At 62.3% G+C, this 12,575-nt stretch carries 8 protein-coding genes; 1 reads left to right on the top strand and 7 read right to left on the bottom strand.

Annotated features, from left to right (window positions below; all coding sequences use genetic code 11):
- The first annotated feature begins 78 nt into the window (after positions 1–78).
- Positions 79–876 (top strand): acyl-CoA thioesterase, encoded by a 798-nt coding sequence (locus AC06G5_RS04585; RefSeq protein WP_480459028.1) that lies wholly within the window; start codon positions 79–81, stop codon positions 874–876.
- Positions 877–1,160: 284 nt separating this feature from the next.
- Here AC06G5_RS04585 and AC06G5_RS04580 read toward each other — a convergent pair whose 3' ends face one another.
- The 7 genes from AC06G5_RS04580 to AC06G5_RS04550 all read right to left on the bottom strand — a co-directional run bounded on the left by AC06G5_RS04580 (position 1,161) and on the right by AC06G5_RS04550 (position 12,563).
- Positions 1,161–2,804: a fatty acid--CoA ligase gene (locus AC06G5_RS04580; protein WP_480459027.1), complete on the bottom strand. Its 1,644-nt coding sequence runs from the start codon at positions 2,802–2,804 to the stop codon at positions 1,161–1,163.
- Between the two features lie 24 nt (positions 2,805–2,828).
- Positions 2,829–4,607: an acyl-CoA dehydrogenase C-terminal domain-containing protein gene (locus tag AC06G5_RS04575; protein WP_413703531.1), complete on the bottom strand. Its 1,779-nt coding sequence runs from the start codon at positions 4,605–4,607 to the stop codon at positions 2,829–2,831.
- A 6-nt stretch (positions 4,608–4,613) separates the two neighbouring features.
- A complete protein-coding gene (locus AC06G5_RS04570) occupies positions 4,614–7,133 on the bottom strand; it encodes an efflux RND transporter permease subunit (protein WP_413420909.1) in 2,520 nt (839 codons plus the stop codon).
- A 16-nt stretch (positions 7,134–7,149) separates the two neighbouring features.
- Positions 7,150–8,241, bottom strand: coding sequence for a WD40/YVTN/BNR-like repeat-containing protein (locus AC06G5_RS04565; RefSeq protein ID WP_480459026.1), 1,092 nt, complete (start codon positions 8,239–8,241; stop codon positions 7,150–7,152).
- Between the two features lie 227 nt (positions 8,242–8,468).
- Positions 8,469–9,827, bottom strand: coding sequence for a DUF1329 domain-containing protein (locus tag AC06G5_RS04560; protein WP_480459025.1), 1,359 nt, complete (start codon positions 9,825–9,827; stop codon positions 8,469–8,471).
- Positions 9,828–9,868: 41 nt separating this feature from the next.
- Entirely contained in the window at positions 9,869–11,872 is a 2,004-nt protein-coding gene (locus AC06G5_RS04555; RefSeq protein ID WP_413420914.1) for a DUF1302 domain-containing protein, read from the bottom strand.
- Positions 11,873–11,996: 124 nt separating this feature from the next.
- Entirely contained in the window at positions 11,997–12,563 is a 567-nt protein-coding gene (locus tag AC06G5_RS04550; protein ID WP_413703532.1) for an RBBP9/YdeN family alpha/beta hydrolase, read from the bottom strand.
- Positions 12,564–12,575: the final 12 nt, after the last annotated feature.

The following is a 12,575-nucleotide window of genomic DNA, read 5'->3' as shown; positions in this document are numbered from 1 at the left end:
AACTATCTATTATGTCAGTCGCGAACAAGTGCCGGGCAACTTACCATTGGATCCCCAAAGACTGACAGTGAGCGAATCATGAACTTCTCAGCGCTAATCGACGCAAGTCGTCTACCCCATCGTCCTCTGATGATTCCCGCGAGTTGGAGCCAAGGTCGTGCTGCTTTCGGTGGTGTCGTCGTGGCGCTTGCGCACGAAGCAATGCGCCAGTTCGTTCCTCGGGATCGTTCGCTACGGTCACTTTCGTTGACATTCATCGGCCCCGTAGCGGTAGACAAACCGCTGTTCTTCGAAACCGAAGTGCTTCGCGAAGGCAGTGCAGTGACTCAACTGCATTGCCGGGTCGTGCAGTCGGAACAGACCGTCACCTCCGTGCAGACTTGCTTTGGTTCCGCCAGGTCTTCTGCGTTGACGTTGTCGGCTGAGCCAATGCCAGGGGTGCCAGCCCTGGAGTCGTGCGAGCCCTTGCCCTTGCTGCCTGATGTGGCACCGCGCTACTTACAGCATTTCGACATCCGCTGGGGCTACGGCGGAATGCCGTTTACCGGCGCGTCATCACGGTCGACGGGAGGGTGGATACGATTGAAGGACGCCCCCCTCGACGCAACGTTGAGTGAAACACAGCTACTGGCGATGCTTGATGCCTGGCCGCCAGCGGTATTCTCCCAGCACCGTGCCTTGGCTCAGGGCAGCTCGCTGACCTGGAGCGTGGAGTTCCCACAACCGCTGATCAATCTGCCAGCCAATGCCTGGTGCGTCATGCACGCCTCAACCGATTATGCGCTTGAAGGTTACAGTGCCTGTTCGACCACCCTGCATACACCCGATGGAAAACTGTTGGCACTCAGCCGGCAGTCAGTGGTGGTGTTCGGCTAGCCTTGTGTGACCATCATTTATTTAACGTTTTTCTCCTGTCCCCGAATCAAGAAAGGTCTCGCTTGGCGAGACCTTTTTTTCGGCAGCAGGAAAGTGAACCCACACCGCCGCACCCCCATCCGGTCGCCGTGGTCATGGCAATCAGCGGTTCGTCTTGCCACGATTATGCAATAGATGAGGGCGCAAACGCCGCGCAACGTCCGCCTGCCACCGAGGGCAGTAGCAGGCTGATTCCTTCGCAGCAACTCAATCCCTCGACGATGCCGCGCCCCCGGATGTAGTGGTCAGTTGGCTTCGCTTTCGCGAATCAGTTTCTTGTTGATCTTGCCGACGCTGGTCTTGGGGATTTCGGCGACGAACTTGAACTGCTTGGGGATCGCCCATTTGTTGATGCGGCCGCCGTCGACGAAGGCTTGCAGGTGAGTCTCCAGAATCTTGCGGTCGAGGAAGTGCCCCGGCTCGCTGACGACCATCGCCATGGGCCGTTCGCCCCATTGCTCATCGACGATACCCACCACGGCGACGGACATGACGCCCGGGTGTTCGCTGATCAGGCTTTCCAGTTCCAGGGAGCTGATCCACTCGCCACCGGTCTTGATCACGTCCTTGATGCGGTCCTTGATTTCCACGCCGCCGAGCTTGTCGATCGAGGCCATGTCACCGGTGTGCAGCCAGCCGTTGTGCCACAGCTCCGCGCCTTTGTCCGGGGCTTTCAGGTAGCCCTGGGTCAGCCACGGCGCGCGCACCACGATCTCCCCCAGGGACTCGCCGTCGTGGGCCACGTCATTGCCGTCGGCGTCAATGATCTTCAGGTCGACCATCGGCACCGGCGTGCCGGTCTTGATGCGGGTCGGCAGTTGGGCTTCGGCGGATAGCTGCAGGTCTTCGTCGCGCAGGTAAGTCAGGCACAGCAACGGGCAGGTCTCGGACATGCCGTAGCCGGCGTGCACCACCATGCCTTTGCCACTGGCTTCGCTGGCGATGCCGAGGGTCAGCGCGCTGCCGCCGAGGAGCATTTTCCAGCCGTCGAAACGGGTCGCCTTGCCTTCCTCGCAGTTGAGGATCATCTGCAGGATGGTCGGCACGCAGTGGGAGAAGGTCACCTTCTCTTCGCGGTAGAGCCGGACCAGGCTGTTCGGTTCGTAGCGGCCCGGATACACCTGCTTGATGCCCATCAGGGTCGCGACATACGGCACGCCCCACGCATGCACGTGGAACATCGGCGTGATGGGCATGTACACATCATCGGAACGCAGCAGCGGCTGGCCCTGATAGGCGCCCAAGGTGCCGACGGCGTTCAGGGTGTGCAGGACCAGTTGGCGATGGCTGAAGTACACGCCTTTCGGATCGCCAGTGGTGCCGGTGGTGTAGAACAGCGTGGCAACCGAGTTCTCGTCGAAGTCGGGGAAGTCATACTGGTCCGGAGCCAGGGACAGCAGATGCTCGTATTCGCCCAGCACCGGCAGCGAGGTCGTGGTCGCCTCGTCGTCGGTGAGTTGCAGGTAGCCTTTAACGGTTTCCAGTCGCCCGTGGATTTGTTCGACCAGCGGCAGGAAGTCATCATGCACCAGCACCAGGTCATCCTCGGCGTGGTTCATGGTGAACAGCACCTGCTCCGGCGACAGCCGAATGTTCACCGTGTGCAGCACCGCGCCGATCATCGGCACGGCGAAGAAGCATTCCAGGTAACGGTGGCTGTCCCAGTCGAGCAGGGCCACCGTGTCACCGGCCTTGACCCCGGCTGCGGTCAGCGCATTGGCCAGGCGGCGGATGCGCTGGTTGAGTGTCTGGTAGCTGTAGCGCAGCTTGTCGGCGTAAACGATTTCCCGGCCCGGCTGGTAGCGCACGCCGGACAGCAGCAATTGCTTGATCAGCAAGGGATAGGCATAAGCGCCGTCGGCGGGCGGGATTATTTTTGTCGCCATCATGATTAAGGTTCCTTGTCCTTTCGATCAGAACTGATCAGCCTGCAACTCATAGAGGCACTCGCTGCCAGCCTTGGCCGATGCGCTCAACGAGTGGATACGTGGCAGCAACCGGGCAAAGTAGAAACGCGCGGTGGCCAGTTTGCTGGTATGGAAATCATCCTCGACGTCCGAACTCAGGACGGCCTTGGCCATGCGCGCCCACATGTAGGCATACGCGGTGTAGCCAAACACGTGCAGGTACTCGACCGAGGCCGCGCCGATTTCATTCGGGTTGTTCTGGGCGCGGTCCAGCAGCCACGCGGTGAGTTCGTCGAGGGTGTCCACGGCGGCGTTCAATGGTTTGGTGAACTCGCCAAGGTCAGCGCAGGCATTGGCAGTAAAGTTGCGGATCTCCGAAGCGAACAGGCGGTAGAGCGCCCCGCCGCTACCGACGATCTTGCGCCCGGCCAGGTCCAGGGACTGGATGCCGTTGGTGCCTTCGTAGATCTGGGTGATGCGCACGTCGCGCACCAGTTGCTCCTGGCCCCACTCGCGGATGTAGCCGTGGCCGCCGAAGATCATCTGACCGTGCAAGGTGGTTTCCAGACCCATGTCGGTAAGGAATGCCTTGGCCACCGGGGTCAGCAGTGCCACCAATTCTTGCGCGCGATTGCGAGTGACTTCGTCTTCGCTGTACTTGGCCGTGTCCAGTTGCAACGCGACGTAGCTGGAGAACGCACGGCCACCTTCGTTCAAGGCTTTCATGGTCAACAACATGCGGCGCACGTCCGGATGCACGATGATCGGGTCGGCGGCCTTGTCCTTGAATTGCGCACCGGTCGGCGCACGGCTTTGCAGACGGTCGCGGGCGTAGGCGACGGCGTTCTGGTACGAACGCTCACCCTGCGCCAGACCCTGGATGCCCACGCCCAGTCGCTCGTAGTTCATCATGGTGAACATCGCCGCCAGGCCTTTGTTCGGTGCGTCGACGATCCAGCCGGTGGCGCCATCGAAGTTCATCACGCAGGTGGCGGAGGCCTTGATGCCCATCTTGTGTTCGATGGAGCCGCAAGACAGCGCATTGTTTTCACCCAGCGAACCGTCGGCGTTGACCAGCACCTTGGGTACCAGGAACAGCGAGATGCCTTTGGGGCCGGCCGGTGCATCCGGCAGGCGCGCCAGTACCAGATGGATGATGTTCTCGGTCAGGTCGTGGTCGCCGCCGGTGATGAAAATCTTGCTGCCAGTGACCTTATAGCTACCGTCGGCCTGTGGCTCGGCGCGGGTGCGAATCAGGCCCAGGTCGGTGCCGGCGTGGGCTTCGGTCAGGCACATCGAACCGGTCCAGGTGCCGGCGTACATGTTCGGCAGATAGCGTTGCTTGAGTTCTTCGCTGGCGTGAGCCTTGATCGACAGGCACGCGCCGGCGGTCAGCATCGGGTACAGGCCGAACGACAGGCTGGCCGAGTTGACCATCTCTTCGACCTGCGCGGAAATGGCCTTGGGCATGCCCATGCCACCGTACTGCGGATCACCGCCAACCCCGACCCAACCGCCCTCGGCGAAGGCCTGATAGGCCTGGGCAAAGCCGTCCGGCGCGGTGACCGAGCCATTGCTCCAGGTGCAGCCCTGTTCGTCGGTGGCGCGGTTCAAGGGCGCGATCACTTCGCCGCTGATCTTGCCGGCCTCTTCGAGGATGGCGGCGGCGGTTTCTTCATCGATCACATCGGCCAGGCCAGGCAATTTGGCCCACAGCCGGGACACCTGGAAAACCTCGTTGAGTACGAAGCGCATGTCGCGCAGGGGAGCTTTGTAATCAGACATCTTGGTTTACTCGGAAGTGGTCACGGCAAGAGGCATGCCGGGACGTTCAGTGGATTCAGGGTTTTCGACGGCCGCCACGGAACCGGGCTGCGGTGCCCGTTCGCGCAGCAGGAACCAGGACAGGGCCGGAATCAGGATCAGCGCACCGAGCATGTTCCACAGGAACATGAAGGTCAGCAGGATGCCCATGTCGGCCTGGAACTTGATCGGCGACCAGACCCAGCACACCACGCCGGCCGCGAGGGTGATGCCCACCAGCCCGACCACCCGGCCGGTAAACGACACGGCGTTGCGGTAGGCCTGGGACAGCGGCAGGCCCTGGCGCTGGAAGTGCAGTTGTACGCTGAGCAGATACAAGGCGTAGTCCACGCCGATGCCCACGCCGAGCGCGATCACCGGCAGGGTCGCGACCTTCACGCCGATGCCCATGGCCACCATCAAGGCTTCGCAGAGAATCGACGTCAGCACCAGCGGCAACAGCGCCACCAGCGTGGCGCGCCAGCTGCGAAAGGTGATCAGGCAGAACAGCGTCACCGCCGCATACACGTACAGCAGCATGGTGTGGTTGGCTTCGCGCACGACGATGTTGGTCGCCGCCTCGATCCCGGCACTGCCGGCGGCAAGCAGGAACTGGCGATCGTCGCTGCTGTTTTCCCTGGCGAACTTGTCGGCAATCGCCACCACAGCGTCCAGGGTTTCAGCCTTGTGATCCTTGAGGAAGGCGATCACCGGCATCAGCGAGCACTCGGTGTTGAACAGCTCCGGCGAGTTCACCGAGGCTTGCTGCGCGGCGTAGTTCAGCACGTCCTGGTTGCGCTGGATGCTGTTGAGCTTGGGGTTGCCTTCGTAGGTGCCGGCAGTGATCTGGCGCACCGCGTTGACCAGCGAAGCCGTGGCCTGCACGCCCGGGTGCTGTTGCAGCTCCCACGCCAGGCGATCGGCGAGCACCAGAGTCTTGTAGTTCAGGCAGCCTTCCGGCGCGGTCTTGATCATCACCGCGAACAGGTCGCTGGACAGTGCGTAATGCTGGGTGATGTAGGCATTGTCGCGGTTGTAGCGCGAGTCGGCGCGCAGCTCCGGTGCGCCGCTTTCGAGGTCGCCGATCTTCAGGTTGAGGCTGACCACGTAACCGCCGACACCCATCAACACCGCGACCAGCACCGCGCCCGTGGCCCACTTGGCGGTGGTGAAGCGATCGAGCAGATCCCAGAGCTTGCCGAAGCCTTTGTGCTTTTCTGCACGGGTGTCGATCTTCAGCGCACGCTCGGCGGCCTTGGCACCGACGCCGACATAGGACAGCGCCACCGGCATCAGCAGCAGCGAGGTGAAGATCAGCACCGCGACGCCGATGCTGGCGGTGATCGCCAGATCCTGGATCACCGGGATATCGATCAGCATCAGCACCGCAAAGCCCACGGCATCGGCCAGCAACGCGGTGACGCCGGCAATGAACAGACGGCGGAAGGTGTAGCGCGCGGCGATCAGCTTGTGGGTGCCACGGGCGATGTCCTGCATGATGCCGTTCATCTTCTGCGCGGCGTGGGACACGCCGATGGCGAAGATCAGGAACGGCACCAGCACCGAGTACGGATCAATGGCGTAACCGAGCCAGGCGACGATGCCCAGTTGCCAGACCACCGCGATCAGCGAGCAGCCGACCACCAGCAGGGTGCTGCGCACGCAACGGGTGTAGGCGTAGATGATCACCAGCGAAGTGACGACCGCCAGACCGAAGAACATCATCACCTGAATCAGGCCGTCGATCAGGTCGCCCATCAATTTGGCGAAGCCGATCACCCGCACCTTGTACTGACCGGTGCCTTCTACCCCGGATTTACGCGCAGCGCTGTCGCCGGCGTATTCGATCTTGTCGCGCAACTGCTCTTCGAGCATCTGCGAGAACGCGTGGTAATTGATGCGCTGTCCGCCGGCCGCGGCTTTGTCCAGCAATGGCACGACCAGCATGCTCGATTTGAAATCACTGGCCACCAGGCTGCCGACGACGCCAGCGCGGGAGATGTTCTGACGCAATTGCTCGATTTGTTCAGGCTGCCCCGAATAGGTATCGGGCATCACCGGTCCACCCTGGAAACCGTCCTCGGTGACTTCGGTCCAGCGCACCGCCGGGCTCCACAGCGACTTCATCCAGGCGCGGTCGACGCCTTCGGTGAGGAACAACTGGTCGTTGACCTGCTTGAGCACGTCCAGGTAACCGGGGTCGAAGATATCGCCCTTGGTGTTCTCGACCACCACCCGTACCGAGTTGCCCAACCCGCGCAGCGACTGGCGGTTTTCCAGGAAGTTCTGGATGTACGGCTGGCTCTGCGGAATCATCTTTTCGAAGCTGGGGCGCAGCTCCAGGCGCGTCACCGCCATGTAGCCCAGCACCACCGTGGCCAGCGCCATCAGCAGCATGAACAGCGGGCGATAGTTGAACACCAGCCGTTCCAGCAGGTTGCCGGAGCGACGATCGAAATCACGCACATCGCGGATCACCGGCATGGCGTCTTGTTTGATATTGCCCATGTCTGGGTTCTCGCTCTTAGGGTTCTAGGGCTGGGTCGGCGGATAGCGTGCGGGTACCACGGCTGCCGGCCAGCACCAAGGCGCCATCGGCGGACTGGGTGGCGCCGGCAACCGGCGTCGGTGCCAGCTGTTGCACCAGATGCAACTGCGCGCCCGTCCCCTGGCTGACCAGCATCTGCCCGCCCTGGGTGAACAAGCGATAATTGCCACGGGCATCGATCAGGCCCGCGGTGATGCTGACGTGCAGGCCGGTGTCCAGCGCGGTCCAGCTCTGGCCGCCGTCGGTGCTGCGCAGCACGTTGCCGCGCAGGCCGTAGACCAGCACTTCGCCGGGCTTGCCGAGCACGCCGAAGAAGCTGCCTTGATACGGCGTCGGCACGGCAGCGAAGCGTTGGCTGTTGTCATCCCATTTGAGCAACAGGCCCTGCTCGCCGGCGATGTACAAACCGTCGCCGGTGGAGGCGATGGCGTTGAGGTGAAAGCCCTGCGGGTTGTCGGTGCGATCCTGGAACGGGGCCCAGGTCTGGCCACCGTCCTCGGTGCGCAAAATCAGGTTGAACACACCCACCACGTACCCCAGTTTTTCGTTGGCGAACCAGACGTCGAGTAGCGGTTTGTCCGCGCCCTGTTCGGCTAGTCGTTGGCCTTCCATAGCCAACTGGGGCCATTGCTCATTGCCCGGTTCGGCGCTGGCAAGCGCCGTGTAATGCTTGACCAGCAAGACGCCGATCTGGCGACCGTCGAGCTGCTTTTGCCAGGTCGCACCGGCGTCGCTGCTGTGCAGCACCACGCCGTCATTACCCACCGCCCAGCCTTGGGTGGTGGTCGGAAAATTCACCGCGGTCAGATCGGCGCTGACCGGCACGGCGGCCTGCTGCCAATGCCGGCCGGCGTCATCGGAAAGCAGAATATGGCCACGCTGGCCGACGGCGATCACGCGCCCACCGGCGCGGGCCATGCCGGACAACGGGCTGTTGATCGCCAAGGCGCTGACCCTGGCGGGCAGGTCCAGCACATCGACGTATTCGGCCGCGTGGGTGATGCCCTGCGACAGGCAGAGCACAACGCCAAACGCCAGCTGCAACATATTATTTTTATACGAACACATACTGCGTCCTCTTCGGAAAACCGCGCCGGGACACACATCCGTGTGCCTGACGTTCAAACCTGGCGTCCGCCCGGCGCCACCGCCTCGCGAGCCGTGGACCGTGCAGGCAATGCCGTTGTAGGAGCGAGCTCGCTCGCGATGGACCTGAGGGCGACGCGGGCATCCAGAAAACACGCGCAATCGTTAACGTCCATCGCGAGCAAGCTCGCTCCTACAACGCGGTTGGCTTAGCGAATACCGGCGCCGGCCAGGGATTCCGACGACCACTGCGCCTTGGAGAGCGGCTCGATGTACTTGATGCCGCCATACGGACCGACTACGCCGTTGATGTTGTACGAACCACCCACCAGGTCGTAGATCATGAAAGGCGTGGAGTCCGGCACCTGCTTGTCGTAGCTCTGGCTCAGGAAGGCGAAGGAGCCGCGATAGAGCTGGCCACGGGCGTCATATTGATCCGAGGCCAGAGCGGTCCAGCTGTCTTCGTCGAGGTAGAAGCGGCGCTTGGCGTAGATGTGACGGGCACCGGCCTTGAGGTTGCCTTCGACGACCCAGACACGGTGTTTTTCCCAGCGCACGAAGTCCGGTGCCAGGTGGTTGGCGGTGGTCAGCGACTTTGGATCCTGGACGTAGGTCAGCTTGTAGGTGTTGTAGGGCACGATCATTTCCTGCTTGCCCACCAGCTTCCAGTCGTAGCGGTCCAGCGCACCGTTGAACACGAACACGTCATCGTAGGTGCCCGCACCGGCGGTGCCAGGGTTTGGCGTGTCGTACGCCAGGTTCGGCGCCAGTTTCACCCGACGCTGGCCCGGCAGGTATTGCCAGGCGCGACGTGGCTGCTGCAACGGGTTGGCGGCGTCCTTGAGCATCACCGCTTCGCCGGCCCGGCGCGCAGGGCCGGTGTACGCCAGCTTCATCTGGTAGTACACGTCGGCGCTGCTGATCGGCTGCGACAGGTTTTCATAGATCGGGTAAGAGATGTTCGCTTGCCCGGTGGTGGCCAGGCTCGGCACGCCGGCGGAGTCGACGTTCCAGGAATCGTACTTGGAGCTGATGCTGACGCCTTGGTAGCGCAACAGGAAGTTCCACATCGCTTCGTTGCCCGACTGCGGAATCGGGAACGGCACGCCCGGCAGGACGTTGTCGATGGCCAGGCCACCTTCCAGGGACTTGGCACCGATGGCGTTCTTCACGCCGTTGTCCAGAACGGCCTGGGGCAGCGAAACGGTACGGTGAGTCGGGTAAACATCGACATGGAAGGTCGGGAAGCGCTTGGCCAGTTCAGCGGTGGTTGCGCTGAGCAGGCCCTTGTACTGATCGACGTTCTTGCCGTCGATCACCAGCAACGGTTTCTCGCTGGCAAACGGATCCGGGCGCATGCTGTCACCGGATTTGAAACTGGCCGGCGGCGTAGTCAGGCCACCGCTGTAGGCAGGGATGGAACCATCGGCGTTCCCGGCTTTTTCAGCGCCCACCAGGGTCAGGCTGGTGCCCAGTTTGGCAGCTTCCTGGGTTGAAACAGCGGCCTGTGCCTGGGCGGCAAGGACCATGGCCAGCGAAGCGGCCAACACGGTTTGTGCGAATTTCATCTTGTTATTCTCCTGCTTGCATTGAGCAAATCAGTGGTGCATCAAAAGGTTGTTTTCATCGTCAGGTACACCGCGCCACGGTCCTCAGTCGTGGCACCACCTCCGGAGAAGGACGAGTAGCCTCCGGCGAAACAGGCGTAGTTTTCGTTGCCGCTAAAGGCGTTGGGAGTGGAGCCGTCACCGCCGTTCGGGCCGGTACTTACACCGCTGACGTTGCACTTTTCGGTTTTGCCGAAGGAGTCCACGTACTTCAGGTCGACAAAGTATTTGTTGTAAACAACGGCACCGACGCCCACGGCATAGTTGCCGGTGTCCTTGGCACCGCCACCGGAGACCGGCGACACGCCGGCGATACCGACGTTGACCGACATCGGCGCGTTGAGGTCGACACCGGGGAACACCTGGTACCAGGTCGGTGTGAAGTTGACCGCGATGCCCCAGTTGTCCCGGGTCGGCGCATCGATGCCGCGATAGGTGTCCTTGCCTTTGTAGAGCGCCTCGTTCTTGCTATCGAGCTTGAGCAGGTTGCTGTAGTACAGCTCGGCAAGCACAGTTGCCTGATCGAACACCGGGGTTTTCGGCAGGGTCACCAGGCCGTTGAGCGTCCAGTGCAAGGTGTCGCCGGTGGCGCTCATGCTGTCGCCGCGGCTCGGGGTGTCGTAGATCACGCCCGTGGCATCGGTACGCGCCGGCAACAGGCCGAGGCCCTTGCCCAGGCCCAGCGGGCTGGTGGTGCTGACGATCGCCGGAATACTGGCCAGCGGCATGTTGTGACGGATGTTCAGGTCCGAACCGACGCTGATCCCGCCCACGTCCTTGGACAGGCTCAGGCCAAAGATCTTGATGTTGTCGGCATAGGCCAGTTGATACGTCGCGGTGTCCAGCGAGTTGAGGGTGTTGACCACCGCAGGCACTTGCCCTGCCGGCCGGGTGCCGTTGGGGTTGGCCGAGGTAATGCCCCTGGCATCCAGCCAGGCTTGCGGCAGGATTTCCGAAGTCTCGCGGTAGTAGACGCCGAGGGTGCCATCCAGCCAGGCCGGCGACCACTTGGCCATGATGCCCCAGTCGCCGCTGCTGCCCGGTGTCAGGTCATGTCCGCGACGCACGTTGGTCAACGCGTTGCACGGCGCCAGGCCACAACCCAGCGGACTGCCAGGCACCTTGGCGTTGGTGTTGCCGAGCAGGAACGACTGCGCACCGTAGCCGATCAAATCGGAACCACCGTAGTAAGTACCGGCTTCGGGCAGACGCGCGGCGTCCCAATCGAGGAAGTACTGGGCACCCACGGTCAACTCCGGATTGACGGTGAACGTCATCGACAACTGGTTGCGCGGGACGAACAGTTCCTTGGCTTCGGTACCCGGCGACGCGGCAAGCTTGGCCAGGTCGAGGCCGGACTGGCCGTAGCTGACCGAGTGCACCGGGTTGAGAATGGTCTCGCCCCAGAACACGTTGTGCTGGCCGGCCTTGGCGCTGAACATCGACTCCTCGCCCACTTCGGTGCTGTAGAACACGAAGGCATCGAGGATTTCGCCCGAAGGACCGCTGTAGTAGCGCTGGGCATAGTTGCTCAGGTGCGGGCTGCCATTGCCGACGTTGTCATGGGTGACCGCTGCCAGGCGCGGATCGTTGGCGATCAGGCCCGACGTCGATCCATTGCCGTTGACGAACGGGTTGGAGTTGGAGCCGGTGTTGTCATAGGCCTTGTCGTACCAGCTGGCGGCGCTGACGCGAAAGCCCATGGCGTTCTTGTAGACCACATCCATTTCGGTCAACAGGTCGATACGGTTGGTGATGTTGGTACCGGCCTTGCGGAAGTTGTAGTCGCCGTCGTTGTTGTTCGGCGTTCCCAGCATGCGCTTGTCTGCACTTTCGGTGCGCACGCCGTAGTTGTACTTGACGGTGTTATCCAGGCGCGCGGTCCAGTCCGGATTGCCCAGATCGATCTCGACCCCATGGGCAGCAGGAGCGATGACGGCCAGAATGGCAGAAGCCAGCAAGGTATAGCGTGCTGCGGTGAAGCCGTGACTCTTATTGTTGTGCATTGCGTTGTCTCCGCCTTTTTGTATTTGTTTTAAGCGCAGCCGCCCCCGCGCAATCCGCTTTGGGATTGCGTTTAAGGTATGAGGGCAAATGCCGGTCGGCGTACTGCCAGTCCAGCTCCTTGTACTAGCGGTCCAGCTCCAGAATCAGTGCCTCGGCTTGCTGCCAATGGCCAAATCCTGCGGCCGGATTGAGATGGCCGACATCGCCCAGATTGAGCAATTCGGCGCCCCAGCCTTCTGCCATGCGGGTGACCGCTGGAAGGCTGGCGAGGTGATCGTTGGTGCTGCCGGCCACGATGCTGCGAAATGGCAGCGGGCCTTGGGGCAGAGGATTCCAGCCCTGGCTACGCAGGGTTTCGGAAGATGGATAGTTTGCCGGCCAGACCGCATCGAGGTCCGGTGGCGCGGCCAGCAAGGCGCCCTTGATCGGACGGCTGTAATGCGCCGCCCAGTGCGCGACCATCAGCACGCCGGCGCTGTGGGCGACCAGAATCACGGGGCCGTCGATTTGTTCGAGCTCGTGCTGAATCGCCCGCACACGGGCCATGCAATCGAGCTTGTCGGTCTCCAACGGCGGGACACTGCGCACCTTGCCCAGCCTGGCTGCAAGCAACGTTTGCCAATGTTCGGCCACATGCTCACGCAGACCCGGAACGATCAGAATGGTGGCGGCAGTTTGCAGTTTGTCCACGGTCAACACCTT

This window comes from Pseudomonas sp. WT-JTC, assembly GCF_056711565.1.
The sequence above is the reverse complement of the archived record's forward strand: the minus strand, read 5'-3'. Positions and strand labels throughout refer to the sequence as shown.